Below are 25,292 nucleotides of genomic sequence, written 5' to 3' on the forward strand. Positions count from 1 at the left end.
CCAAAGTGCTGGCATCACGACGGCGGCCTGGCGAAGCCGGGCTCGCCTGCTAGCGATACGAGCGGTAGCGCCGTGCTCTCGAGCGGAACGGGAAGCTCGCCGCCAGCAGCAGGCTTTCCACCAGCCATGCCAGCAGCAACGCACAGCTCAGCCCCCAGGCGATCGCTTCGGGAGCCAGCAGAACCTGGAACCGGTACGAACTCCATACCTGCTCGCGCAGACTGCGCTCGGCGCCGAACACCACATGCAGGACTCGCGCATACCAGGGTCGCTGCATGGCCTGCCATTCCCGCTCGAGCAAGCGCGCACGCCGCAGCAGCTGTTCGATGCTCTGCGCGTCGCTCTGGAAAACCGGGTCGTCGCTGTCGCGATAATGCCCGACGAGGGCATCCAGATCGCCAGCGAAGAAGCGCCGCGCCGTTTCCTGGAAGCCCTGCAAGCCCTGCTCCGCTTCCAGCCGCCTGGCCTCGACATGCTGCGCGTAGGCCTCGATGAAGCCCGGTATCTGGATACCCACCAGTAAACCGAGCGCGAACAGGGTCAAGCGCAAATAACTTCTCAGCATGCCGCCACCTTTCCCTTCGCTACGCACTCTCCAAGACGCCAAAGGCTCCACTGTCCGGGTTCGTGCAAGGTCCATTGTTCGTTGTCGGTCAACGGCTCGGTCGCCAAGACGGTCACCACATCGCCAGGGGTCGTCTCGGCCTGGAAGTTCACGGTCAGCTCCGCATCCTTCAGCTGGGCCGGGCCGAACGGCGCGCGGCGGGTGATCTGTGCCAGCTTGGTACTACAGAAACTGAACAGCCACTCGCCATTGCTCAGCAGGCAGTTGAACACGCCCTTGCGGCGATAGTGCTCACAGGCGTCCAGCAGGACCGGCAGCAGGCTGGCGGGCTCGCAACGCTCCGGAAAATCCAGGCGGATACGATTCAACAGGTCGCAGAAGGCACGTTCGCTGTCGGTGTCGCCTACCGGGCGGTAGATACCCTTGGGCGGTTCGAAGTCCGACAGCTGACCATTGTGCGCAAAGCACCAGTGCTGCCCCCACAATTCACGAACGAAGGGATGGGTGTTGACCAGCGAAACCTTGCCCACATTGGCGTGGCGGATGTGGCCGATCACCACCTCGCTCTTGATCAGGTAGCGCTGCACCATCTTCGCCACTTCCGATTCGCAACTGGCGACAGGATCCTGGAACAGGCGCAGACCACGGCCCTCGTAGAAGGCGATCCCCCAGCCATCCTTATGCGGCCCGGTCTTGCCGCCACGCTGCATGAGGCCGGTAAAGCTGAACACGATATCGGTGGGAACGTTGGCACTCATGCCAAGAAGCTCGCACATGCGTCATCTCCAGATAATTGCCGGGTGACCGGGGTCACCACGCCTAGAGTCGGGGCTCGGTACGAACGCGCCCACGCGACGAATAGTCTCGCGCGTATTGCTCGTCCTGCTCGTTTTCGAGACGCTCGCGAAGCGTACGTGGATCTTCGTCCTGGTCCACAGCCGCTTCAACGCGCCGGGCGAAGCGACGTTCCAGAGGCCAGCGGATAGCCACGAACAACAGGTAAAGCCCGAAGGCGATCAACCCGTACAGAGCAAGATCAGCCACCGCCCGCCAGGCGTTGTTGCCGACCTGAAACAGAAGATCCATGGCCGTGATGGCCACGGCCGGTGCGAACAGCTCCTTGGCCGGATCGACGATGGTCGGCGTGAACAGCAGCACAGCCGCAACCAGGCGCAGCGGCTCACGCAGCCATCGCCACATCCGGCGCGTCACCCGAAACCAGAACAGCAGGCATCCCAGCGCCGCTATCCCGTAGAGGGTCCAGGCGAGCGAATAATCGGAGTCGAACATCAGCATGGCGTTTTCTCGATGACAAGCCGTTCACGGAAACAGCACGGCGGCTGGCGTCGCGCCACAGCCAGTTCCCTGGGACTCGGCAAGGCCAGCCCGGTGACGCGACGCAAAGGTCGCCATGATAGCAGCCCGTAACCGCTCACCGTCATCGATGGTGACAACAAGCCACTGGCAGACCTCGAAACAAGGTCGTATAAACCACTTAAACGAAAGGGTAATCACCCATATGACGTCGGAAGGCCAGCGCCACTGCCGACCGGCACACAAGGAGAAAAACACCATGCCCTATCAGCACATTCTGGTCGCTATCGATCTGGCTGAGGAATGCCACCCGGTCGTCGCTCGAGCCCAGGCACTTGCAAGCACCAACGGAGCGAAGCTCAGCCTGGTACACATCATCGAACCCATGGCCATGGCCTTCGGCGGCGACGTACCGATGGACCTGTCGATGCTGCAACAACAGCAATTCGACCAGGCGCGTGAACGGATGAACGCTTTCGCCGACAGCTACCCGAGCCTGGCACCGGAGCAGCGTCATCTCGCCTACGGCCAGCCGCGCCAGGAAGTGCACCGGCTGGCCAAGGAACAGCAGTGCGATCTCATCGTGGTCGGCAGCCACGGCCGTCATGGCCTGGCACTGCTGCTGGGCTCGACGGCCAATGACATCCTGCATGGTGCACCGTGCGACGTGCTGGCCGTGCGTCTGAAGAAAGCCGAGTGAACGCGGCAGGCTTGCGCACGCGTGGCACTGCTGCGCAAGCCTGACCGGGTATCAGGCGCCTTCGACGCCCTCGCCTGCGCTCATGACCAACGGGCGAATCTTCTGCAGCTGAGTCTCCAGCGAATAGGTAAGACTCGAGGCCATGGAAAAGAAGGTCAGGAAAGCCTTGAGGTTGGAGTCGGCGTGACAGGTATCGTGGATTCGCTGCCAGAACGCCTGGTTGACTAACTGCAACTGCTGGAACGAGCGTACCAGCCCGCGTAGTTCCCAGTCGGCATGGCGCCCTTCACGCAGGTTGAAATATTGCCGCGTCAGGTAGAGCGACACCGCACGCAGGACGAACTCGTGGTTATTGGCAAACGGCAGGTGCTGTTTTGCCATGGGCTTGAGGCGAGCGAGCACCGGACAGGCGCTGGTGGCCATGATCACGCCAAGCAGCGCACGCAGCCCCTCTTCCAGCCCCACCTGCTTGGTGTATTCACGCTCGGGTGTACGGACCTGCACCAACGCCTTCTTCACCGCAGGCAAACCCTGAAAATCCTCGATGACCCGATGCAGGTCAACCGCAGCCGGACAATGGCTGAAATCGTCCTTGCTCAGTGGGCAATTCGAACAGCGCTGATAATCGAGACGGGTCCATTTCGGCGCCTGCGCGGCGACCTCCCGGTCATAGTCGCGATCCAGCTCGATCCGGTAACTGAAATCGTGTTCGTCATCCAGGGTGATGCGGTATTCGATTGCCATTGACGCTCCATCATGACTGCATGATCCAATGCGGCTACTTAACTATGCACCAGCGCGCATGGCATTGATCCACCTCATAAGCCGGGGCCACGGGCTGCTTGGTCACACGCGGCTCCGGCCGAGCATAGTGCTCGGCAAATCCATCTGTCGCCAGGTCAGCCAGACCGGCTATTCCTCCAGTTCTGCCCAGCGCTCCAGCAGGCCATCCAGCTCCTGTTGCAGCCCTTCGAGACGGCTCAGCGCGGCGGCGGTCACATCGGCCGGCTGCTGATAGAAGGCCGGATCGGATATCTCGGCCTGCAGTACCTCGATGCTCTTTTCCACCTCGTCGATCTTGCCCGGCAGGGCTTCCAGTTCGCGCTGCAGCTTGTAGCTGAGCTTCTTCCTGGCCGGTGGTGCAACCTCGCTTTGAACCGGCTGTGCCGGTGCTGGCTGCGACGTGCTGGCATCCTTCGCCTCGGCTGCGGCATCCGCCACGCCGAGCAAGCGCGGCGATCCGCCCTGACGCAGCCAGTCCTGATAGCCGCCGACGTATTCACGTACCTCGCCGGCACCCTGGAACACCAGCGTGCTGGTCACCACGTTGTCGAGGAATGCCCGGTCGTGGCTCACCATCAGCACCGTGCCCTGGAAGCCGAGCAGCACTTCTTCGAGCAGCTCCAGCGTCTCCACATCCAGATCGTTGGTCGGTTCGTCGAGCACCAGGAGGTTGGCCGGCTTGCTGAACAGCTTGGCCAGCAACAGACGCGCCCGCTCGCCGCCGGACAGGGCCTTGACCGGCGTCCGCGCACGCTGCGGACTGAACAGGAAATCACCGAGATAACTCAGCACATGGCGATTCTGGCCATCGATGGTGATGAATTCACGCCCTTCGGCGAGGTTGTCCACGACGGTTTTTTCCAGCTCCAGCTGGTGGCGCAACTGGTCGAAATACGCCACTTCGAGTTTGGTACCGAACTCGATCGTACCGCTGCTCGGTTGCAACTCGCCGAGCAGCAGCTTGAGCAGCGTGGTCTTGCCGGTACCGTTGGCTCCCAGCAGTCCGATGCGGTCACCGCGCTGGATCACCATGGAGAAATCGCGGATCAGCGGCTCGCCACCCGGGTGGGCGAATGCCACCTGCTCGGCGACGATGACCTGCTTGCCGGATTTTTCCGCCGTCTCCACCTGGAAACTGGCCTTGCCCTGGCGTTCACGACGCTCGCCACGCTCGGCGCGCAGCGCCTTCAGTGCACGGACGCGTCCCTCGTTACGGGTGCGTCGGGCCTTGATGCCCTGACGAATCCATACCTCCTCCTGGGCCAGCTTCTTGTCGAACAGCGCATTGGCGGTTTCCTCCGCAGCCAGTTGCTGTTCCTTGTGCCCCAGGAAGCTTGCGTAGTCGCCGTTCCAGTCGATCAGATGGCCCCGATCCAGTTCGAGGATGCGGGTTGCGAGGTTCTGCAGGAATGCCCGGTCGTGGGTGATGAACAGTACGGCGCCGTTGAAACCGGTCAGCGCCTCTTCCAGCCAGGCGATGGCACCGATGTCCAGGTGGTTGGTGGGCTCGTCGAGCAGCAGCAGGTCGGGCTCGGAAACCAGCGCCTGGGCCAGCAGCACGCGACGGCGCCAGCCACCGGAGAGTTCGACCAGGGTGCGGTCGGCCGGCAACTGCAGGCGGCTCAGCGTGCTGTCCACCAGTTGCTGCAGGCGCCAGCCGTCCTTCGCTTCCAGTGCCTGCTGCACATGCATCAGCTTGTCGAGGTCTTCCTGGTTCTGGATGTTCTGGCTCAGATGGTGGTACTCGGCCAGCAGCTCGCCCACCCCGGCCAGCCCTTCGGCCACCACATCGAACACGGTACGGTCATCGGCTCTCGGCAGTTCCTGCGGCAGCTCGCCGATCTTCAGGCCCGGTGCGTACCAGATCTCGCCGTCGTCGGCGGCCCGATCCCCCTTTACCAGACGCAGCATGCTGGACTTGCCCGTGCCGTTGCGGCCGATGATGCACACCCGCTCGCCACGCGCGATCTGCCAAGACACGCCATCGAGCAGCGGCGTGGTGCCGTAGGCGAGCGATACATCGGTGAACTTGAGCAGGGTCATGATTACCTCCGGAAAACAGGGCGCGCATTCTAGCAGATGCCACTCACCCGCCCCGGTTTCATTGGTGATTGATCGTCGCCTCGAAGCACCGCTCTGTCGGGACAATTGAGCTGCTGGCACGGGCCTGCGGTGACGCTCGTCGGAACTGTGCGTTTGTTTGTTACTGGAGCTTAATCCGCGTTTAACTCGCGGATTCGGCACGCTAAGCTAGCCGCTGCAGCAGGCCCGATTCCTGTGCCGCGCGGCACAACACGAAGCCTGTCCCACCAAAGCCCCCGTTTTACGGATGTACCATGCGCGGCCGACTGTCCAGCTTGTGTTTCTGCCTGTTTTTCTCAACCCTCGGCCTGGATGCCTCCGCGGCCAGCCTCAGCCAACAGCGCCAATTCTATGACCAGGCCAAGCAGGCGCTGGCCAAGGGCGACAGTGCGCCGTACCGACGCTATCAGAGCGCCCTGCGTGATTACCCGCTCGAGCCCTATTTGGCCTATGACGAGTTGACCAATCGGCTGAAGACCGCCAGTAACCAGGAAGTCGAGAAATTCCTCGCCGAGCATGGCGACCTGCCGCAGATCAGCTGGATGAAATTGCGCTGGCTGCGCCTGCTGGCGGCCCGGGGAGACTGGCAGACCTTCACCCGCCATTACGACCCGAAGATGAACTTCACCGAACTGGATTGCCTGTTCGGCCAGTACCAGCTGCGCAACGACCTGCCCGGCGCGGATGCCACGGCCGAACGCCTGTGGCTGGTGGGCAAATCGCAACACAACTCGTGCGATCCCCTGTTCGCACTCTGGGAGGCCAAGGGCCTGCTGACCGAAGAGCGCCGCTGGAAGCGTGCCAAACTGGCGGTCGAGCACGGCAACTACGGTGTTGCAAGCTACCTGGTCAAACGGCTGCCGACGCTGCAGGCGCAAGGTCAGCTGATGATCGATGTCGCGCAGAAGCCGCAACTGCTTCGCCAGCCGGAACGCTTCGCCCCGGCCAGTGCACAGATGGCCGATGTCGTTTCGATCGGGCTGCGGCGGCTGGCCCGGCAAGATCCGGAGCAGGCCCTGAACCTGCTCGACGGCTACGCTCGCCGCTTCGCCTTCTCCGCCGATGAGAAAGTCGCTATCGCACGGCAAATCGGGCTCACGCTGGCGAAGCGCTTCGACAGCCGCGCCCTGAAGGTGATGGCCGAATACGACCCGGAACTGCGCGATAACACCGTCAGTGAATGGCGGGCACGCCTGCTGCTGCGCCTGGGGCAGTGGGACGAGGCGTACAAACTCACCCAGCGCTTCCCGGCCGAACTGGCCAACACCAACCGCTGGCGCTACTGGCAGGCACGCAGCCTGCAGCTGGCCAGTCCCGAAAGCCAACAGGCCGCACTGCTCTACCGGCCAGTGGCACAGGAGCGCGACTTCTACGGCTTTCTTTCCGCCGACCGGATACAGGCACCTTACAAGCTCAACCACCAGCCATTGGCGCTGAATCCGAAGGTGGTTCAGAAAGTACGCAACACCGCTGGCATTCGCCGCGCGATGGAGTTCCATGACCGCGGCCAGATCGTCGATGGCCGCCGCGAGTGGTACCACGTCAGCCGTATTTTCAGCCGCGACGAGATGGTGGCCCAGGCCCGCCTCGCCTACGAAAAGGAATGGTATTTCCCGGCGATCCGCACCATAAGCCAGGCCCAGTACTGGGACGACCTGGACATCCGCTTCCCCATGGCCCACCGCGGAGCGCTGGTCCAGGCGGCACGCGCACGCGAGATTCACCCAAGCTGGGCATTCGCCATTACCCGCCAGGAAAGTGCATTCATGGCGGACGCACGATCCCATGTCGGCGCCAGCGGCCTGATGCAGCTGATGCCCGCCACCGCCAAGGAAACCGCCAGGCGCTTCGGCATCCCGCTGGCTTCAGCACAACAGGTACTCAATCCCGCCACCAACATTCAGCTGGGCACGGCCTATCTCAGCCAGATCTACGGCCAGTTCAACGGCAATCGCGTGCTGGCATCCGCCGCCTACAATGCCGGCCCCGGCCGCGTGCGCCAGTGGCTGCGCAACGCCGAACACCTGTCGTTCGATGTCTGGGTGGAAAACATCCCGTTCGACGAAACCCGCCAGTACGTGCAGAACGTACTGACCTATTCCGTCATCTACGGGCAGAAACTGAACTCGCCGCAGCCGCTGGTGGAGTGGCATGAACGCTATTTCGAGTCGCAATAACAGGCACCACGCCAAGGCGCCTGTCCGCCAGCATTGACAACCCGGGGACTACTCCAGGACTTCGACCGGCATGCCCACGGCCAGCTCGCCGCAGCCCTCGGCTATCAGGTTCTGACCGAAGAAGACGCCCCCCGGCCCCTTGCGATAGCTCAACAGCGTGGTCAGCGGCTCACGATCCGGGGCGCGCTCGCCCGTCAGCGGGTCGAGGGTCGGAATGACGCAGCGCGAACAAGGCTTGACGACCCGAAACGTCAGCTGACCGATGCGGATACGCTTCCAGCCGTCTTCGGCATAAGGCTCGGCGCCGCTGATGACCAGGTTCGGTCGAAAACGCAGCATCTCCAGCGGGCGACCGACGCGGTGAATCAGGTCATCCAGCGATGCCTGGCCAATGAGCAGGAAGGGGAATCCGTCGCTGAAGGCCGTGCGCTCGCCGAGCCGCGCATAGTCCAGGTCGACCTGGATGCCGTCTTCGGCGGGAAGATGAACCAGTCGGCAATCCTGGCCGAGCGCTTGCGACAGCCAGGCCGCTGCGGCTTCGCCGGCGTCCGGGACCACCGGGCTGGAGCTCCAGACCTGCACGCAGCGTAGCGTCGTGCTGTCCGGCACCTGGACCTGCAGCTCAGGCATGTCCGGCGCGCTCAGCCGCAAGCTCGTCTCGTCCAGCCAGTGTGCCTGCAGCAGGGCCATGCGCGGCACCACACGCTGCGTAAGGAAGCGCCCGGTGCCGGCCGCGACGACCATCCAGCGGCGATCACCGACCAGGCCAAGCGCATCGCTCGGGCAATGCTGCAGCGACTCGCCAGCGGCGGACTTGAGAGGAAAGCGATAGAGCGAGGAGAGTTGCATGCTGCGCCTCCAGGAAGAAAGCGCAGCAGCATATCAGGGCGCGGCGGCGCATTTCAGCAGCCGCTGCAGCCAGTCGCCGATCAGCCCTGCTCGTCCAGTTTGAGCCGCTCCTGGATCACATCCACGAGCTTTTCCGGCTGGAACTTGGAGAGGAAATTGTCGCAGCCGACCTTCTGCACCATCGCCAGGTTGAAACTGCCGGACAGCGAGGTGTGCAACACCACGTAAAGATCACGCAGGCGCGGATCGTGGCGGATCTCGGTGGTCAGGCGATAGCCATCCATCTCCGGCATCTCGGCATCGGTGAAGACCATCAGCAGCTTGTCGGTCAGCACCTCGCCGGCATCGGCCCAGGCCTTGAGCATGTTAAGGCCTTTCAGCCCGTCACTGGCGGTATGCACCTTCAGACCGAGCTGGCTCAGGGTTTCGCGCAATTGCGCGAGGGCGACGGTGGAATCGTCCACGCAAAGCACTTCACGACCCCTGGCGCGTTCGAGAATCGGATCAGCCAGGCGCTCGGCGGAAATGCTGGTGTCGTAGGGCACGATCTCGGCCAGCACCTTCTCCACATCGATCACTTCCACCAACTCGCCATCGACCTTGGTGATGGAGGTCAGGTAATGCTGGCGACCCGCAGTGGTCGGCGGCGGCATCACCTCCTCCCAGTTCAGGTTGACGATGCGGTCGACGCCACCGACCAGGAATGCCTGAACGGTACGGTTGTACTCGGTGACGATGATGGTGCTGCGCTCATCCGGCACGAGCGGCCGCAGACCGATGGCACGAGACAGGTCGACGACCGGCAGCGTCTGGCCACGCAGGTTGACCACACCGCAGACCGAACTGTGCCTGTGCGGCATGAGCGTCATCTTCGGTAGCTGGACGACTTCCTGCACCTTGAATACGTTGATGGCGAATTTCTGCCGCCCACCGAGCCGAAACATGAGAATTTCCAGGCGATTCTGCCCCACAAGGCGGGTGCGCTGATCAACTGAATCGAGAATGCCGGCCATTTCCAGGCTCCTTGGGAAAACATGGTAAACGGCATATCGGCCGCATCCGACCTGGCTTTAAGTCGCACCGGCTGTTTATTCGACCGGCCATCGACGCCATCGAAGTCTGTCTGAACAGACCGCTGTCATTGCCTATCGGCGACCTGCATCGGGCCGGCTCAGTAGCGGCGAGTCAGCTGGCAGATGCATGCGCAGCGCGCCCGGGCGTACGCCAAAACGCAGCGTTGCGCCGGAGAATGGCTCGCCATCGAGGTTGATATCGATGGCTTTCGGTGCTTCGACCTCCAGCCAGGGCAGCCGCGCGCTGATCGACACCGTCTCGACTCCCAGCAGCCCGCCGCTGAGCAGTGTTCCCAGCGTACCGACAGCGTCGGCAGGCGCCGGTACGATGCAGACGTCCAGCAACCCATCGTTGACCGTGGCCTGCGGGCATAGCAGTTGGCCGCCGCCAGCCTGCCGCCCATTGCCGATGCCAAGCGCAAGGAATTCCCCTTCCCACTCGAAGCCCGGCCCGCTGAATCGCCCTCGCGCCGAATGAATCTCGGAGAAGCGCGTGAGCCCGGTCAACAGATAAGCCCCGCCGCCCAGAAACCGCTTGAGCTCCTCGGAAGTAGTTGCCGTCACCCTCGAACCGAAGCCACCCGTGGCCATGTTGAAAAACGCCTGGCCATTCATCTCGCCGACATCCACGGCTTGCGCCGGCTCATCCAGCAGCGCCAGCGCCTCGAAAGGATCGAGCGAAATGCCGGCTGCCTTGGCAAAGTCGTTCGCGCTTCCGAGTGGCATCAGCGCAAGACTGGCATCGGTCTTCGCATCGAGCATCGCCTCGGCCACTTCACGCAGGGTGCCGTCTCCGCCACCGGCGATCAGTAGCGGATAACCCGCTGCCAACCCGTCCAGAACCAGCCGCTGTGCGTCGCCGGGCTCCCAGGTGACGCGAACGGCCAGCTCCCAACCAAGCTCACGCTGCTGCCGCACCGCTTCGCGCACCTCATCATTGAGCGCCTGTTTCCCATGCAATATCAGCAGTGCCTTGGCATCGCTCATGATCGTTCGTTCCTCGCAAATCGCACCGCAGGTTCAGACATGGCCCAAGGGCGGAAGTTGTACGCAACGCGCGCAACAGTATTAATCCAAATGTTCGATCGATCGCGCCGCCGGTCAGCGGGCCCTTCTCCTCACAGCACTGGCGACCCCTCCTCCCGAACCGCCAAAGCTCTTGCGAAACAGTTACTTGGACCAGAAAAACGCACGCCATCATTTTTCTGACGGCTGTCCGGGTACTACTGAACTCATACCTAGAGGGGCGGTCGGAGCAGGAGTCCCGATCACGGTTGCGATGGCGGCCTGCTATCACCCCCCCGCGTACCGCGGCGATTAATTCGAGTATTGAGCCAGCTTTGAGCTGAGGATGGAGCCTTGTATGCGCGTACAGTCAGTTGGAACCCTTGAATATGCTCACCCGAGTTTCGTCGACTACTTCCTAGCCAGTGCCCGCCTGATACATGCCCTGACGGCCGTGCTGCCGGGCCTGCTCCTACTGGCCTTCCTGGAGCTGCCGGCCGGCGGTCCGTTCAGCGCATTCCTGGGTTTCTTCGCGGTCCTGAGCGTCATCATCTTCCAGACGGTAGGCATCTATAGCGAAGAGGTGTTCAGCACCCTGCTGCGCTTTCGCGTGATGTTCGTCGCCTGGGCCGCGGCGTTCAGCTTCCTGGTATTCATGCACCAGGGCATGGGGCTGTTCGGTTACCTGGAAGCCAAGCACCTGATGTTCTGGTTCTTCACCAGTGCCGCGCTGTTCGGTGCGGAGCGTCTGGCCATGCTCGGGCTGTTCCGTCGGCTGATGGCGCGCGGCATGTTCCTGCAGAACGCGGTGATTCTTGGCGGCACCGAGAACGGTGTGCGCGTTGCCGAGTACCTGCAACACAACCGCGACATCCGCACCGGCGTACTTGGTTTCATCGATGACCGCCTCGAGCGGCTGCCCAAGCAACTGGCCAACCTGCCGCTGCTGGGCAATACCCGCGATCTGGAACAGATGATCCGCGAAGAAAAGGTCACGCAGGTACTGGTCGCCCTGCCCTGGTTTGCCGACAGCCGGATCGGCCAGGTGATCGCCGAGCTGCGCAAGTTGCCGGTCAACGTACTGCTGGTACCGGACATGGTCGCCTTTCGCCATGCCGACAGGCGTATCACCGAGGTCGGCGGCCTGCCGACCCTGATCGCCTCCGATCTGCCCCTGCGCGGCTGGTCGCCGCTCTTCAAGCGCCTGGAAGACATCGTCATATCCAGTCTCGCCCTGCTGGCCGCCGCTCCGCTCATGTTGCTGGTCGCCCTGGCAATCAAGCTCGACTCCCCCGGCCCGGTTCTGTTCAAGCAGAAGCGCTATGGCTACAACAACCGTCTTATCGAGGTCTTCAAGTTCCGCTCGATGTACCACGAGAAATCCGACGCCAACGCCGACCGCCAGACCACCCGCGGCGACAATCGCATCACCCGTGTCGGACGCTTCATCCGCAAGACCAGCCTCGATGAGCTGCCGCAATTGCTGAACGTATTCCTCGGCAGCATGTCCATGGTCGGTCCGCGACCACATGCCACCGCCACCAAGGCAGCCGGCGTGCTGTTCGAAGACGCCGTGGCCGAGTACTCGGCACGCCACCGCGTCAAGCCTGGCATCACCGGCTGGGCGCAAATCAATGGCTACCGGGGCGAGACCGACACACTGGAAAAGATCGAGAAACGCGTCGAATTCGACCTCGACTACATCGAGCGTTGGTCGGTCTGGTTCGACCTCTACATTCTCGTGCGCACCCCGCCAGCCCTGCTACTCAACAAGGACGTGTACTGACCGACGAGGCAGCTGCGCCTTGCCGAAAGGATTGGAAACGAGTCACGCGCCAAGGCGTGACAGGACGGAACTAATGACCCCCCAAAAAATCTCATTTTCGTTCACCCCAGGGCATCTCCCAGAGGCTGTGAATCAGCGGCCCCGAGGGTGAATTGATGTTCAAGAACATTTTGATCGTTTGTGTCGGAAACATCTGCCGAAGCCCCACCGCCGAGGCACTGTTCGCGCACAGACTTAGCGGCCAGGGCCTGACGATCAGTTCGGCAGGAATTGGTGCCCTAGTAGGTAGCCCCATGGACAAGACCGCTCATGAAGTATTGCAGGACAACGGGCTGGAGCTTCCGGCCCACTGCGCTCGCCAGGTCGACAGGCACATCCTGCACCAGGCAGACCTCATCCTCGCAATGGAGCATAGCCACATTCAGCATCTTCGCCAGATAGCACCTGAAGTGCATGGCAAGACCTTTCTCATTGGCAAGTGGCAGGACGATCTGGAGATTCCGGACCCCTACCGTCAATCCAAACCCGCTTTTGAACATGTCCACGATCTCCTGACGAAATCCGTCGAGAGCTGGCTTCCTTACCTGAGATGAAGAAGGAACTTCGATGACAACCATGCCCCGCCCGATTTATGAAACCAAAGAGGACAAGGACATCGACCTGGCCCACCTCTTTGACACGTTCATCAACAACCGCGTGCTCATCATGGGCATCACCGGGTTCTTCGCAGCGCTCGGTATTGCCTATGCACTGCTCACGACCCCGGTCTACCTAGCCAGCGCGATGATCCAGATCGAGCCTAAGAACGGGCTGCCGAGCCTGACTGACGTGGTCAACAGCAATCCGCCGGTTTCGCCGGCGCAGACCGAGATCGCCTTGCTCAAGTCGCGCTCGGTGGTTGGCGGCGCGGTGAGCAACCTGAACCTCGACATCATCATCACCCCGCATTACTTCCCGATCATCGGCGGCTTCATGGCGCGTCGTTTCGAGCCGAGCGAAGAAGGCGAACTGGGCTGGCACCCGACCGGTCTGGGCGGTTACGCCTGGGGTGGCGAGACGCTCAAGGTCACTCAGCTGGAAGTACCGGACAAGGTGCACGGCAAGGAGCTGACCCTCGAAGCGGCCGACAACAACGGCTTCATCCTGCGCGACGAGGATGACGAAGTCGTCGCCCAGGGCGTGGTAGGCGAGCCGGTTGCCAATGAAAACTACCGGATCACCGTGGCAGAGCTGAACGCGCGCCCCGGTACGACCTTCACGGTAATCAAGAACCGCACCTACAACACCACCGAAAGCTACCAGCAGCGCCTGGCGGCCGCCGAGCGCGGCAAACAGTCCGGGATCGTCAACGTGACCCTCGAAGACCCCGATCCGGCTCATGCCATTCGCGTACTGGAAGAGGTCGCCAGCCTCTATGTCGAGCAGAACGTAGCGCGCAACGCTGCCGAAGCCACGCAGAGCCTGGAGTTCCTCAACGAACAGATCCCGACCGTACGTCGCAACCTCGACGCCGCCCAGACCGCGCTGAACAAGTACCAGACCGGCTCGCGCTCGGTGGACATCACCGCCGAAACGCAATCGGTGCTCGATCGCATCGTTGACATGGAACGTCAGATCTCCGAGCAGAACCTCAAGCGCACCGAGATGGAACGCCGTTTCACCCGCCAGCACCCGAACTTCCAGGCGCTGATGAACCAGATCAACCAGTTGCAGACGCAGAAGGAAGAGCTGGAGAAGCAGATCGGCACCCTGCCCTCGACCCAGCAGGAACTGCTGCGCCTGAACCGCGACGTGGAGGTTTCATCGGAAACCTACTCCATGCTGCTCAACAAGACCCAGGAGCTGGACATCATCCGCGCCGGTACCGTGGGCAACGTGCGCATCATCGACCATGCCGCTGCCGACCTGGAAACCCCGGTCAAGCCGAACAAGCCGCTGGTGGTGATCGTCGCCACACTGCTCGGCGCCCTGCTCGCCACCGCCTTCGTCTATGTGCGTGAAGCGCTCAAGCGTGGCGTGGAAAACCCCGAGGAAATCGAACGTGCCGGCACTCCGGTCTATGCCTCGATTCCGTTTACCGACAAGCAGGCCGCGCTGGAAAAACGCCTGGCCAACTTCAAGCGCGACAAGAGTGCCGCCTCGTACCTGCTGACCATCAACGACCCGGCCGACCTCGCCACCGAAGCCATGCGCAGCCTGCGTACCAGCCTGCACTTCGCGATGATCGAGGCCAAGAACAACGTCCTGATGATCACCGGCCCGAGCCCGGCGGTGGGCAAGTCCTTCGTCACCACCAACCTCGCCGCGGTGGTCGCCCAGTCTGGCAAGCGCGTGCTGCTGATCGATGCGGACATGCGCAAGGGCTACCTGCACAAGGTCATGCGTTGCGACGGCGACAAGGGGCTGTCCGACATCCTCTCCGGGCGCATCACCCTGTTCGATGCCATCCAGAAGACCCAGCTCAACAACCTGCACGTAATCACCCATGGCCAACTGCCGCCGAATCCGTCGGAACTGCTGATGCACGAGAACTTCTCGCGCTTCGTCAAGGAGATTAGCCACATGTACGACCTGGTGATCTTCGATACGCCGCCGATCCTGGCGGTCACCGACGCCGCACTGGTCGGCAGCCAGGCGGGCACCACGCTGATGGTCACCCGCTACGGCCTGAACGGGTTGAAGGAAATCGAAGCAGCCAAGCGGCGCCTCGAACAGAACGGCCTGCTGGTCAAGGGCGTGATCTTCAACGCCGTGGTCCGCAAGGCCTCCACCTACGGCGAGTACGGCTACTACCAGTACGAATACGCCAGCACCAAATAAAAGGTGAGCCACATGGCGACGGGCCTACCCGTCGCCATGTCCAGCTGCTCCGGTTCGCGCCCCCTTCCCGCTGCCCTTGCCTGACCTCTCGAGCGTCAGTGGACGTTTTTTTGCCTGAAGATAGGTGTTAGCTGATGACCAGACACCCCCACCGGCCCGCCAAACGTTCGACACGCCTGGCCCTGGCACTGACCGCTGCCCTCTCGGCAGCGAGCGTCTGCGCCAGCGACTGGCCGCAGGGCGACCAAGGCCTCGCACTGCTCGGGGTCAATCTATCCGGCGCCGGCTTCGCCCCGCATGTCACGCCGGGAAAGAACGGCACCCATTACTTCTATCCGGAGAAGAAGCACTTCAAGTATTACGCCGACCAAGGCGTCAGGCTGATCCGCTTCCCCTTCATCTGGGAGCGCGTGCAGCACTCGCTGGATGAAGGATTGAACTTCGACCAGATCCGGTTGTTGAAGAAGACCCTGGATTTGGCCGCGATGAATGGCCAGAAGGTCATTCTCGACATGCACAACTACGGTCGTTACCACGGCGAGCTCATCGGCTCGAGCGAAGTGCCGTACGAGGCCTACGCCTCGGTTTGGCGGCAGTTGGCCGAGCGCTTCAAGGGCCATCGTGCCCTGCTCGGCTACGACATCATGAACGAGCCGCACAGCACCGTGGGCCTGTGGCCGGGTGCGGCGCAGGCCGCCGTCGATGCGATCCGCGAGGTCGACGACCAGACGCTGATCTTCATCGAAGGCGAGCGCTGGTCGAGTGCCTATCACTGGCCGCTGGTGAACGCCAACTTCCTCATCGACGACCCGGCCGACCGCATCGTCTACGAGGCGCACCTGTACTTCGACCGGGATTTCTCCGGCAAATACACGGAGCAGGCCAGCCGCAACATAGACCCGATGATCGGTGTGGAGCGGGCTCGCCCGTTCGTCGAGTGGCTAAAGACCCACGGCCAGCGAGGCTTCCTCGGCGAATACGGTATTCCCGACGACCTACCCGAGGCAGCGGAAGCGATGGACAACCTGCTCGGCTACCTCAACGACAACTGCGTACCCAGCGCCTACTGGGCCGGCGGCCCCGGCTGGGGCACCTACAGGCTGGCGATCGAGCCACGCGACGGCAAGGAGCGCCCGCAGATGGCGCTCATGCGCAAGCACCTGGCCAACGACTGCGCCGCCATAGGCCCTACGCCGGCGAACCCTGACTGATTCTGGAGTGACTCGAACATGAAATTCGGACTGCTATGGCATTCATTCTCATCCGGCAACCTCGGGGTTGGCGCGCTGAGCATTTCCAACATGCTGCTGATCGACGAGGCCGCACGCAAATGCGGCATCACGCCCGAATTCCTGATCATCGGCTCGTCCGGCCCCTGTGACTATCCGCCGTCCACCGAACGCTTCAAGTACGAATTCATCGAGTTCAACGAAAAGGCGCTGTTGAAGAATCCGCACGGCCTGTACCGGGCAATCGCCTCGTGCGATGCCGTGTTCGACATCGGCGAGGGTGACAGCTTCTCCGACATCTACGGTTCCAAGCGACTGATCAAGCTGCTGGTGAGCAAGGGCATGGCGCTGGCCGGCCGTGTCCCGCTGATTCTCTCGCCGCAGACCATCGGCCCGTTCAAGTCCGACTGGGGCACCAGGGCGTCGGCGCTGGCCATGAAGAAAAGCACCATGGTCTTCGCCCGCGATCACCAGTCGTTCGATGTGCTCAGGCAACTCGGCATCGCCAACCGTGACGAGGTAATCGATGTCGCCTTCGCCCTGCCCTTCGATCGCCAGAGCGAACACCGCGATCCGAACAAGCTGGCGGTGGGCCTCAGCGTCTCGGCGCTGCTGCATCACGGTGGCTATGAAGGCACCGCCAACCAGTTCGGCCTGCGTGCCGACTACAAGGCACTGACCGATCGCCTGATCCGCACCCTGCTCGAGCGCGGTCACGAGGTGCACCTGGTGCCTCACGTGATCCCCATCGGCTTTCCGGCCGAAGACGACTACACCGTTTCCCGGCAACTGCAGCAGCAGTACCCGCAACTCAAGCTGGCGCCACGCTTCAAGGGACCGATCGAAGCCAAGTCCTATATCAGTGGCATGGACTTCTTCATCGGCGCGCGCATGCACGCGACCATCGGAGCCTTCTCGGCCGGTGTGCCGGTGGTACCGCTGGCCTACAGCCGCAAGTTCGCCGGGCTCTACCAGTCGCTGGACTATCACCGCGTGGTCGACCTCAAGACCGAGGACACCGATAGCGCGCTGGAGCTGGTGCTGACGCATCTGGACAACCGTGAGCAGCTCAAGGCGGAGGTAGCCGCCAGCGGCGCGATCATCCGCCGCAAGCTGAATGCCTACAGCGCCGCACTGGAACAGATCCTGGCGACGCTGCAGCAGCCCCAGGCCGCGTACCAGGGATAATCATGCGCGATCATGCCCTGATGGGGGTGACCACGGCGGCGCGTACCGCCGTGCAGCTCGGCACCCTGCTGATCCTCGCGCGAACGCTGGGGCCGAGCGATTTCGGCTTCATTTCGATCGTGATCACCTGGTCGACCATCGTCGCCCTGGTGACCGACTACGGCTTCGGCATGCGTGCGCTGCGTGACATCGGCGCCGAGCGCGAGCGCGCCGGCGAAATCATGTCGGCCAGCCTGGCAGCCAAATCGGTGCTGGTGCTACCGGCCTGCGTGGTGTTGCTGCCGGTGATTCTGTTCGTGCTCGATCTGCACACCACCGAGCGCTTCGCTGCCGTGCTGTTCCTGCTCGGCACGCTGGCGTCGTCCTACGGCGACCTGGGCCTGACGGTATTCCGCAGCATCGGCCAGTTCCACCGCGAGACGAAAATCGTGGTCGTCACGGCCCTGGTGCACTTCGTACTGATCGGCGCGGCGATCCTGTTGCGCAACGACGTACTGGCCATCGGTCTGGCATTCCTCCTGTCACGACTGGTCTACGCCCTCTTCGCCTTGCGTGCCCTGTCGAGAATCCTCGAGCTGGGCGGCATCCTGCGCAACTCCTGGCGGGTGCTGGCCGAACGTTTCCGATCCTCGACCAGCTTTGCCGTGGACAGCGGTGCGACCAACATCTTCGCCCAACTGGATGTGATCCTGGTCAACCACCTCGCCGGCCGCGAAGCCGCAGGCATCTATTTCGCCGGCTCGCGCCTGATCCAGGGGGCGGTGCCGTTCAGCGTGCTGCTGGCCAGCGTGCACATCCCGCGCTTCGCCTATCAGCTGCACCACAAGACCGCCGGCCTGTTCCGCTACGGCGTACGCATCCTCGGCGAATACGCCGGCATGGGACTGATTTTCGCCCTGGCGTTCTTCTTCATCGGCCCGCTGTTCACCGACTACTTCCTCGGCGCCGAGTACGCCGAGCTGAACACCCTGTGGCTGGCCTTCGCCTGCTTCACCGCGGCGCGCTTCATCGCGGCCGGCCTCGGGGTTCAGTTGATGGCCATGGGCACGGGCTTCCTGCGCACCTTCGGGATCATCGCCTCGGGCGTCATCACCGTGCTCTGTTACTGGATTTTCATTCCGTCCCACGGAATACAGGCGGCCCCCTGGGTGTCCACTCTGGGCATGGTCGTCCTGACGCTTATCTACGGTTATGCGGTGCTCGCCATCTACCGCAAACAGCGACAGCCCGCATGACCGCATACGTTAAATACTGCCGGTCGCGCCATGCGCCAGACCGGCCGCTCAAGGGAAGGCAGGTATGAAAGCTCTATTGAACCGCGTGCTGAAAAACGACCTGTGCAGCGGCTGCGGAATGTGCAGCTCGGTGGCCGACGACGATGCCATCAAGATCCGCCTGACGGGCGATGGCTACCACCGGCCGGTGCTCAACAGTCAGTACCAGGACAAGCCGGTGGCCAGCGAGCAGACCAGCGCGGCGTTCGCCAAGTCCTGCCCGGCGCTCAATCTGGACATCCGGCCATACAAGTCGGCGAACTATCACCCCATCTGGGGTGAAATTCTCGACACGCTCAAGGGCTATGCCACCGACGACGAAATCCGCCAGGCCGGCTCCTCCGGGGGCGTGATCTCGGCGCTGGCGCAGTATTGCCTGGAGCACAAGCTGGTCGACGGCGTGATCCAGATCCAGGCCTCGCAGACCGATCCGCTGGAGAACGTCGCCACCATCAGCCGCTCGCGGCAGAACATCATCGCCTCCTCCGGCTCGCGCTACGCCCCGGCCAGCCCGGGTGAAGCCCTGAAATGGGTCGCGATGTCCACCGAGAAGTACCTGTTCATCGGCAAACCATGCGATGTCGCCGCGGTGCGTCAGATGCAGCAGTACGACCCACGGCTCAAGGACAACATCCCCTACATCGTCTCCTTCATGTGCGCCGGCACGCCGAGCCTGCAAGGCACCGAGCAGGTACTGGACAAGCTGGAAGTCGAGCGCAAGGACGTCACCGCCTTCCGCTATCGCGGCGACGGCTGGCCGGGGCTGACCAAGGCGACGCTGAACAACGGTGACGAGCGCACCATGACCTACAACGACTCGTGGGGAAAAGTCCTCAACCGTCACCTGCAGACCCGCTGCAAGATCTGCCCGGACGGCATCGGCGAATTCGCCGACATCGTCTGCGCCGATGGCTGGGAAGGCGACGAGAAGGGCTACCCCTCTTTCGAAGAGCGCGAAGGCAATTCATTGATTCTCGTGCGTACGGCAAAAGGTCGCGATCTTTTTCGCAACGCGGAGGCCGCCGGCGTTGTCAAAGCGGAAGCTTTCGATACGGCCAGCATCTTCGCCATCCAGCCGTTCCAGTATTACCGCCGCACGACAATCCTGCCGCGGCTGCTGGCGATGAAACTGCTGATGCTCAAGACCCCCTCGTACAAAGGCTTCGAGCTTGGCAAGGGGGCCAGGGAGATCGGGCTCTACCAGAGCTTCAAGGCCTTCACCGGGCTTCTGGTGCGTCGCAAGAAGATCAAGAAGCGAGCGCTGGAAACCGCATGACACGCCGTGGCGCTCAGGGAACCAATACCTAAGGACTCAGGTTGATGACGAATTTCACCTCACGCTTCTTCTTTTTCCCGCTGCTGATCCTGGCGATCGTGCTGCACTTCGCCGTGTTCGGCGAAAGTCCGCACAACCCCTACGGCATCAAGGGCGTGAACGAGCTGTACCTGGCCATCTGCATGGTTTTCACCATTCTGTTGCTGCTGGCCTCGGCGGAGAACGCCCCGCGTGAATCTCGCATCATCATGTACTACTGCCTGTACAGCGCAGTGGTGCTGCTGCTGATGCCGGCGATCTTCGCCTACTTCACCTATGGTCAGCCCATCGTGTTCGGGCTCATCGAAGAACGGCGCGTGCTGTTCTGCCTCGGATTCGCCCCATTGCTGTTCCTCGGCAAGCGGGTCGGTACGCTGCAGTTCGAGCGAGCACTGATCTATTCGGCACTGATCGCAGCATTCCTCTCGTGGTGCTTCAAATTCGGCGTGATCCCCGACCTGCGCCCGGAAGTCCGCTCTGACGACCGCCCCGATCGTTCGTCCATCGGACCTTACCTGCTGTGCTTCGGCTATTTCTATTGCATCCAGATCTGGTCGAAAGGTGTCTCCCCGATCAATGGCGCGGCACGTAACAAGACGCTGTATCTGGTGATCGCCGCCGCGCTGTTGCTGACACTGGTGTTCGCCACCCAGACCCGCCAACTGATCGTGCTGTGCCTGGCTTTCACGCTCTTCTGCCTGCGCGCCAAGGCCGTCATCTGGGCGGCCTCGCTGGCGATCCTGCTATCGCCCTTCTACTTCTACCCAAGCCTGCTGGAGATCCTCGGCCTCAACGTCGAGTTCTATGACAGCTCCCTGGAAAGCGTGGAAGACGGGGCGCGTTCACACACCATCGCGTCGATCTTCGCCCACCTCGACCAGGTCAACTGGCTGCCCAGTGGCTCACTGTCGCTGATGTGGCAGGACGGCTTCATTCCGTATTTCGGTGAGCATTTCTTTCTTTCCGATGTCGGAATCTTCGGCACGCTGTTCCGATTCGGCTTTCTGACGTTCCTGATCGTCCCGCTGACGCTGTTCGTCTATCACCGCATCGCCAAGAACATCGCCACCGACATGAGCTTCATCTACGCAACCATGCTGGCGTTCTTCGTCATCTGGCCGCTCAACGGCTTCTTCGAGTATGGCCAGCCCGTCATCGCCATGTTGTTCGTCATTCACGCCCTCAGGGCCCGTCATCTTCGCAGCCAGGAACGTATCCATGAACGTCGCGCTTATCCTCAACTACAAGGCAGCTACTGAAACCATCAGTTGCGTTGAGAGCCTGCTCGCTCATTGCCCGGCTCTCGACCACGTGGTGATCATCGACAACGACTCCCAGGATGGCTCCGTGCTGGCGTTCAACCAGTGGCTCGAAGCACAGCCGCGGTACAACGTGACCGTGCTGGCCAACCCGGAGAACAATGGCTACGCCGGTGGCAACAACTACGGGCTGCGCTGGGCCTCGAACAACCTGCCGGTCAGCAACTTCTGGATCGTCAACAATGACACCTACGTCGACAGCGATGCCCTCACCCCGCTGCTCGAGGCGCTGCAGGAAAACGATCGTCAGTTCGTCGGCTCGGTGATCCTCAGCGCCGACACCGGGCGCCTGGAATGCTATGGCGGCGGCAAGCTCTATCCGCTGCTGGGAAAGGCCAGGCTGCTGGGCAAGGACCAGACCCTCGAAGCCATGGCCGGCAATCGTGAGCAGCCCGATTACCTGATGGGCTGCAGCCTGGCGTTCTCGGCCAGGCTGATCGAGCGAATCGGCCTGATGGACGAGGCTTACTTCATGTATTCCGAAGAGGTCGACTGGCAGTTCCAGGCCAAGAAGAAGGGCATCTCCATTCGCGTGGTGCCGAACAGCCGCCTCTTCCACTACGGCTCGCTCAGCTCGGGTGGACGCTCGGCCTTCTATCACTACTACCGCAATCGGGCGGCGACCCGCTTCAACAAGCGTTTCTACGGTCAGGGCTTCGCCTTCGCATCGGCCTGTTTCCTTTCGGCGATCACGGTCATCAAGGAGTACAACCACCCCAGCCTCGCCTGGTCCGGCATCAAGGGCGCCTTCAAGGGAGTAACGATGAGTGTCTAACGAGACCAACCGTGCTTTCGGTGTGAACTTCTACACCGGCAGCAAAGCAGCCTTGCTGAATTGCATACGTGAAGGGATCAAGCAGCCCTACTCGTTCGTGGTGACGCCCAATGTCGACCACCTTGCTCAGCTGCAACAGAACCCGGCCTTGCGCGATGCCTATGCCAAGGCGCGCCTGCGCCTGTGCGACAGCAGGATTCTGCAGCCCCTGCTGCACCGTCTCGGTGTGCAGGTCGAAGAAGTGATCCCGGGCAGCGATCTGACCGTCGACCTGCTGGAATGGGCCGACCGCGAGCGGCTGCGCATCGTCCTGATCGGTGCGACCGAGCAGGAATGCAACAAGCTGCGCAGGCTTTATCCGGGCATCACGCTGTACCACCACAATCCACCGATGGGCTTCATCAACAAACCGGAAGAAGTTCAACGAGCACTGGACTTCGTTCGCGAGCACCCATCGGAACTGGTGTTCTATGCAGTGGGCGCGCCACGGCAGGAAATATTGGCAAGTTCCATCGGCAGTCATGAACGAACCGGCATGGGCTTCTGTATCGGCGCATCCATCTCGTTTGCCACCGGCAGTATTAAACGCGCCCCGGTATGGATGCAGGACTACAAGCTTGAATGGCTGCACCGAATGCTTTCCGAGCCCAAACGCCTGGTAAAGCGCTACGCCCATGATGCCCTCTTCATAGTTCCGGCATTCATGCGCGAGAAAAGCTATCGGGTGCAAAAAGCCAAACCGGCAAAACAGGACACCTGAGTCACTGATCGGAAAATTGGCTGCAATTGCGCTGAACCACGGTGAACCCAGCCAGACCGGGACGGTCTATTCCTACTGTGAAAGTGCGACACGATGGCAATTCAACATTGAATTAACCCATAAGCGCTGTCTCACCCGGGTCGTAAACAGCCGGCATGTAACGAACAGACAAGGAATTAAACCTGTCAGGTTCGAAGCCGCTGTACTACCGCCAGGAGGAACAACTAACGCTTCCGCCTAGCTGAAAAATAAAGCTGCTGGAGATGACCATTCAGGAAGGAGAGAAAGTTTGGCTACCGATCCAACTTGGTCGCTGAGGAGTGTGGAGTGATGACTCCGATCCTCTTGGAAAGGCGAAACAACAACTCGAACGCCTCAGGCAGAAAAGTGAATCAAGTCGTCTCACTCTTTGAACAACCACCACTCCGTCAAGGATGAACAACCCATGAAACCATTCATTGCTCTTGCTTTTACTTCCGCCCTGGCTCTTCAGGGTTGTGCTTTCGCCCCCGGTCAGTACCTCGACCCCGATGAATTCAAGGAAGGCGCCGAAGCCGAACACGGCACGGTTCAGCTGATCCGCATCACGCCCGAGATGCTCAAGGGCGACCTTGCATCCGACATGGGTACCTCGAGCAAACAGGAACTGCTCAGCTACAAGCCTAGCGCGTACCGCATCGGGCCGAACGATCTGCTCTACATCACCGTCTGGGACCACCCGGAACTGACCGCACCGTCCGGCCCGCAGCAGCAGCTCGATGCCAACGGTCGCCTGGTTCGCCCTGATGGCACCCTGTTCTACCCCTACATCGGCAACGTCGACGCCGCCGGCAAGACCATCGAAGAACTGCGCTCCAGCATCGCCCGTCGCCTGACCAACTACATCGACAGCCCGCAGGTGGATGTCTCCATCCTACGCTTCGGCAGCCAGCGCGTCGTCGTATCGGGCGCGTTCGACACCGCCGGCGAAGTACCGCTCACTACTGCGCCGATGACCATCGTGCAGGCGATCGGCCAGGCAGGCGTGGACACCGAGACCGCCGACCTCTCCGGCCTGACGCTCAAGCGTGACGGCCGCGAGTACATGCTGGACATCGACTCGCTCAACCGCCCGGAGTCGTGGCTGCATCAGGTCTACCTGAAGGACGGCGACCAGCTGCACCTGCCGTACAACGACCAGCGCAAGATCTACGTTCTTGGCGAGGTTAACCTACCGCAGGCGCTGTCCTTCAAGGCCACCAGCATGAACCTGATGGATGCGGTCGGCACCGCTGGCGGCATCCGCCAGGAAACCGCCGATGGTGAAGCGCTCTATGTGATCCGCGGTGCGGAAGACATGGCAACCGAACCGGCCAAGGTCTTCCAGCTGAACGCCAAGTCGCCAACCGCCTTCGCCCTGGCCAAGCATTTCCCGCTGCAGCCTCAGGATGTGGTTTTCGTCGGCCCGGCCAACATCACTCGCTGGAACCGCTTTATCAGCCAGCTGCTGCCATCGGCCAACGTCGTGGGCATCGGTGCTGCTGCGGAATACAACATCAACCGCTAAGCACGCATGACCTGATCGGATGAGGATCAGGTCAAACAAGAGCCGCAGAGCAATCACACGATTGCTCTGCGGCTTTTTCATTCAAGCGGTTCCGGAAGCACAGCTTTTGTGGGAAGCCCGACCTCGGGGCACGCTTTTTGAGTTTTGGGGCAGGCCTGTGGCCTGCGTCGCCGCGGGGGCGCGCCTCCCACGGGATGGTGGGGCTGGTTTGCTTTTCGTGGGAGGTGAATCGCCCCGGCTTTCCCGGAGGCTCCAACTCTTGAGAGGATGGAGCCATGAAGACAACGACGAAATACTCCCCGGAAGTCCGCGAGCGAGCGGTTCGTTTGGTGCTGGAGCATCAAGACGACCACGAGTCGGAGTGGGCGGCGATCTGCTCGATTTCCGCCAAGATCGGTTGTACCGCTGAAACACTGCGCCGTTGGGTGCGCCAGGCCGAGCGCGATACTGGTAAACGAGAAGGCCAGACCAGCGGCGAGCGCGAGCGGATCAAGGCACTGGAACGAGAGGTGCGTGAGTTGCGCCAGGCCAACGAGATCCTGCGCAAGGCGTCCGCGTATTTTGCCCAGGCGGAGCTCGACTGGCCGGCACTCCGGCGCCGCTTCAAGCCATGAAGGCGTTCATCGACGAGCATCGTGCGGTTTATGGAGTCGAGCCGATCTGCCGGGTACTGCCGATCGCTCCATCGACCTACTACGCCCATGCACATTGCCAGGCTGCCCCCGAGCGGCG

General features: G+C 62.0%; 21 protein-coding genes, 1 pseudogene and 1 other annotated feature. Of the genes and pseudogenes, 14 read left to right on the forward strand and 8 right to left on the reverse strand.

The genetic code is table 11. From position 1 onward, the window contains the following. Positions 1 to 49: 49 nt before the first annotated feature. The 3 genes from B597_RS24245 to B597_RS24255 are packed head-to-tail and all read right to left on the reverse strand — an operon-like array spanning position 50 to position 1,861. A complete protein-coding gene (locus tag B597_RS24245) occupies positions 50 to 565 on the reverse strand; it encodes a DUF2937 family protein (protein WP_003294308.1) in 516 nt (171 codons plus the stop codon). Then, on the reverse strand, positions 559 to 1,341 hold the full coding sequence (locus B597_RS24250; RefSeq protein WP_003294309.1) for a class II glutamine amidotransferase: 783 nt from the start codon (positions 1,339 to 1,341) through the stop codon (positions 559 to 561). The genes B597_RS24245 and B597_RS24250 overlap by 7 nt, the downstream gene beginning before the upstream one ends. Positions 1,342 to 1,384: 43 nt before the next feature. Continuing rightward, positions 1,385 to 1,861, reverse strand: a complete 477-nt coding sequence (locus B597_RS24255) for a hypothetical protein (protein ID WP_003294310.1) — start codon at positions 1,859 to 1,861, stop codon at positions 1,385 to 1,387. Between the two features lie 277 nt (positions 1,862 to 2,138). Here B597_RS24255 and B597_RS24260 point away from each other — a divergent pair, with 277 nt between their 5' ends. Then, positions 2,139 to 2,579: a universal stress protein gene (locus B597_RS24260; protein WP_003294311.1), complete on the forward strand. Its 441-nt coding sequence runs from the start codon at positions 2,139 to 2,141 to the stop codon at positions 2,577 to 2,579. 51 nt (positions 2,580 to 2,630) lie between these two features. On the opposite strand, the gene B597_RS24265 is transcribed toward B597_RS24260, so the two are convergent. Both B597_RS24265 and B597_RS24270 read right to left on the reverse strand, forming a co-directional pair. Continuing rightward, positions 2,631 to 3,323: a DUF6901 family protein gene (locus B597_RS24265; RefSeq protein ID WP_003294314.1), complete on the reverse strand. Its 693-nt coding sequence runs from the start codon at positions 3,321 to 3,323 to the stop codon at positions 2,631 to 2,633. A 168-nt stretch (positions 3,324 to 3,491) separates the two neighbouring features. Beyond that, positions 3,492 to 5,405, reverse strand: coding sequence for an ATP-binding cassette domain-containing protein (locus tag B597_RS24270; protein ID WP_024161546.1), 1,914 nt, complete (start codon positions 5,403 to 5,405; stop codon positions 3,492 to 3,494). A 293-nt stretch (positions 5,406 to 5,698) separates the two neighbouring features. On the opposite strand from B597_RS24270, the gene B597_RS24275 reads away from it, so the two are divergent. Further along, complete coding sequence (locus B597_RS24275; RefSeq protein WP_003294315.1) at positions 5,699 to 7,621, forward strand: transglycosylase SLT domain-containing protein; 1,923 nt, start codon at positions 5,699 to 5,701, stop codon at positions 7,619 to 7,621. Between the two features lie 48 nt (positions 7,622 to 7,669). Here B597_RS24275 and B597_RS24280 read toward each other — a convergent pair whose 3' ends face one another. The 3 genes from B597_RS24280 to yegS form a co-directional block, all read right to left on the reverse strand. Further along, entirely contained in the window at positions 7,670 to 8,470 is an 801-nt protein-coding gene (locus B597_RS24280; protein ID WP_024161547.1) for an MOSC domain-containing protein, read from the reverse strand. Positions 8,471 to 8,550: 80 nt separating this feature from the next. Further along, a complete protein-coding gene (locus B597_RS24285; protein WP_003294319.1) occupies positions 8,551 to 9,483 on the reverse strand; it encodes a chemotaxis protein CheV in 933 nt (310 codons plus the stop codon). A 132-nt stretch (positions 9,484 to 9,615) separates the two neighbouring features. Further along, the gene (yegS, locus tag B597_RS24290; RefSeq protein WP_003294321.1) at positions 9,616 to 10,530 is read right to left on the reverse strand and encodes a lipid kinase YegS; all 915 of its coding nucleotides are present in this window, start codon (positions 10,528 to 10,530) and stop codon (positions 9,616 to 9,618) included. A gap of 376 nt (positions 10,531 to 10,906) precedes the next feature. On the opposite strand from yegS, the gene B597_RS24295 reads away from it, so the two are divergent. The 12 genes and pseudogenes from B597_RS24295 to B597_RS24350 all read left to right on the forward strand — a co-directional run. After that, positions 10,907 to 12,334: an undecaprenyl-phosphate glucose phosphotransferase gene (locus B597_RS24295; protein ID WP_003294323.1), complete on the forward strand. Its 1,428-nt coding sequence runs from the start codon at positions 10,907 to 10,909 to the stop codon at positions 12,332 to 12,334. 155 nt (positions 12,335 to 12,489) lie between these two features. Continuing rightward, positions 12,490 to 12,927 (forward strand): low molecular weight protein-tyrosine-phosphatase, encoded by a 438-nt coding sequence (locus tag B597_RS24300; protein WP_024161548.1) that lies wholly within the window; start codon positions 12,490 to 12,492, stop codon positions 12,925 to 12,927. Between the two features lie 13 nt (positions 12,928 to 12,940). Next, positions 12,941 to 15,154 (forward strand): polysaccharide biosynthesis tyrosine autokinase, encoded by a 2,214-nt coding sequence (locus B597_RS24305; RefSeq protein ID WP_003294326.1) that lies wholly within the window; start codon positions 12,941 to 12,943, stop codon positions 15,152 to 15,154. Between the two features lie 134 nt (positions 15,155 to 15,288). Beyond that, a complete protein-coding gene (locus B597_RS24310; protein WP_003294327.1) occupies positions 15,289 to 16,365 on the forward strand; it encodes a glycoside hydrolase family 5 protein in 1,077 nt (358 codons plus the stop codon). A gap of 18 nt (positions 16,366 to 16,383) precedes the next feature. After that, the gene (locus tag B597_RS24315) at positions 16,384 to 17,571 is read left to right on the forward strand and encodes a polysaccharide pyruvyl transferase family protein (protein WP_003294328.1); all 1,188 of its coding nucleotides are present in this window, start codon (positions 16,384 to 16,386) and stop codon (positions 17,569 to 17,571) included. 2 nt (positions 17,572 to 17,573) lie between these two features. Then, a complete protein-coding gene (locus B597_RS24320; RefSeq protein ID WP_024161549.1) occupies positions 17,574 to 18,806 on the forward strand; it encodes an oligosaccharide flippase family protein in 1,233 nt (410 codons plus the stop codon). 64 nt (positions 18,807 to 18,870) lie between these two features. Continuing rightward, positions 18,871 to 20,121 (forward strand): Coenzyme F420 hydrogenase/dehydrogenase, beta subunit C-terminal domain, encoded by a 1,251-nt coding sequence (locus tag B597_RS24325; RefSeq protein ID WP_024161550.1) that lies wholly within the window; start codon positions 18,871 to 18,873, stop codon positions 20,119 to 20,121. A 44-nt stretch (positions 20,122 to 20,165) separates the two neighbouring features. Then, on the forward strand, positions 20,166 to 21,419 hold the full coding sequence (locus tag B597_RS24330) for a hypothetical protein (protein ID WP_003294332.1): 1,254 nt from the start codon (positions 20,166 to 20,168) through the stop codon (positions 21,417 to 21,419). After that, positions 21,379 to 22,254, forward strand: a complete 876-nt coding sequence (locus tag B597_RS24335; protein ID WP_003294334.1) for a glycosyltransferase family 2 protein — start codon at positions 21,379 to 21,381, stop codon at positions 22,252 to 22,254. Before B597_RS24330 ends, B597_RS24335 begins: the two co-directional genes overlap by 41 nt. Beyond that, a complete protein-coding gene (locus B597_RS24340) occupies positions 22,247 to 23,014 on the forward strand; it encodes a WecB/TagA/CpsF family glycosyltransferase (protein ID WP_003294335.1) in 768 nt (255 codons plus the stop codon). Before B597_RS24335 ends, B597_RS24340 begins: the two co-directional genes overlap by 8 nt. Before the next feature lie 445 nt (positions 23,015 to 23,459). Then, on the forward strand, positions 23,460 to 24,560 hold the full coding sequence (locus tag B597_RS24345) for a polysaccharide biosynthesis/export family protein (protein WP_003294337.1): 1,101 nt from the start codon (positions 23,460 to 23,462) through the stop codon (positions 24,558 to 24,560). A 275-nt stretch (positions 24,561 to 24,835) separates the two neighbouring features. Next, a pseudogene (locus tag B597_RS24350) lies at positions 24,836 to 25,292 on the forward strand (transposase); the annotation flags it as partial. Then, positions 25,114 to 25,245 (forward strand) — a sequence feature (AL1L pseudoknot). (Overlaps the previous pseudogene by 132 nt.)

Source organism: Stutzerimonas stutzeri KOS6 (assembly GCF_000307775.2).
Lineage (GTDB): Bacteria > Pseudomonadota > Gammaproteobacteria > Pseudomonadales > Pseudomonadaceae > Stutzerimonas > Stutzerimonas stutzeri_B.

What these genes read in the sequence shown, in the direction of transcription:
- B597_RS24330 (WP_003294332.1), top strand. Translation starts at nt 20,166, where the DNA reads ATGACGAATTTCACCTCACGCTTCTTCTTTTTCCCGCTGCTGATCCTG.
- yegS (WP_003294321.1), bottom strand. Translation starts at nt 10,530, where the DNA reads ATGAGCGATGCCAAGGCACTGCTGATATTGCATGGGAAACAGGCGCTC.
- B597_RS24280 (WP_024161547.1), bottom strand. Translation starts at nt 8,470, where the DNA reads ATGCAACTCTCCTCGCTCTATCGCTTTCCTCTCAAGTCCGCCGCTGGC.
- B597_RS24275 (WP_003294315.1), top strand. Translation starts at nt 5,699, where the DNA reads ATGCGCGGCCGACTGTCCAGCTTGTGTTTCTGCCTGTTTTTCTCAACC.
- B597_RS24300 (WP_024161548.1), top strand. Translation starts at nt 12,490, where the DNA reads ATGTTCAAGAACATTTTGATCGTTTGTGTCGGAAACATCTGCCGAAGC.
- B597_RS24260 (WP_003294311.1), top strand. Translation starts at nt 2,139, where the DNA reads ATGCCCTATCAGCACATTCTGGTCGCTATCGATCTGGCTGAGGAATGC.
- B597_RS24320 (WP_024161549.1), top strand. Translation starts at nt 17,574, where the DNA reads ATGCGCGATCATGCCCTGATGGGGGTGACCACGGCGGCGCGTACCGCC.
- B597_RS24345 (WP_003294337.1), top strand. Translation starts at nt 23,460, where the DNA reads ATGAAACCATTCATTGCTCTTGCTTTTACTTCCGCCCTGGCTCTTCAG.
- B597_RS24270 (WP_024161546.1), bottom strand. Translation starts at nt 5,405, where the DNA reads ATGACCCTGCTCAAGTTCACCGATGTATCGCTCGCCTACGGCACCACG.
- B597_RS24250 (WP_003294309.1), bottom strand. Translation starts at nt 1,341, where the DNA reads ATGTGCGAGCTTCTTGGCATGAGTGCCAACGTTCCCACCGATATCGTG.
- B597_RS24310 (WP_003294327.1), top strand. Translation starts at nt 15,289, where the DNA reads ATGACCAGACACCCCCACCGGCCCGCCAAACGTTCGACACGCCTGGCC.
- B597_RS24245 (WP_003294308.1), bottom strand. Translation starts at nt 565, where the DNA reads ATGCTGAGAAGTTATTTGCGCTTGACCCTGTTCGCGCTCGGTTTACTG.
- B597_RS24305 (WP_003294326.1), top strand. Translation starts at nt 12,941, where the DNA reads ATGACAACCATGCCCCGCCCGATTTATGAAACCAAAGAGGACAAGGAC.
- B597_RS24315 (WP_003294328.1), top strand. Translation starts at nt 16,384, where the DNA reads ATGAAATTCGGACTGCTATGGCATTCATTCTCATCCGGCAACCTCGGG.
- B597_RS24285 (WP_003294319.1), bottom strand. Translation starts at nt 9,483, where the DNA reads ATGGCCGGCATTCTCGATTCAGTTGATCAGCGCACCCGCCTTGTGGGG.
- B597_RS24295 (WP_003294323.1), top strand. Translation starts at nt 10,907, where the DNA reads ATGCGCGTACAGTCAGTTGGAACCCTTGAATATGCTCACCCGAGTTTC.
- B597_RS24325 (WP_024161550.1), top strand. Translation starts at nt 18,871, where the DNA reads ATGAAAGCTCTATTGAACCGCGTGCTGAAAAACGACCTGTGCAGCGGC.
- B597_RS24255 (WP_003294310.1), bottom strand. Translation starts at nt 1,861, where the DNA reads ATGCTGATGTTCGACTCCGATTATTCGCTCGCCTGGACCCTCTACGGG.
- B597_RS24335 (WP_003294334.1), top strand. Translation starts at nt 21,379, where the DNA reads ATGAACGTCGCGCTTATCCTCAACTACAAGGCAGCTACTGAAACCATC.
- B597_RS24265 (WP_003294314.1), bottom strand. Translation starts at nt 3,323, where the DNA reads ATGGCAATCGAATACCGCATCACCCTGGATGACGAACACGATTTCAGT.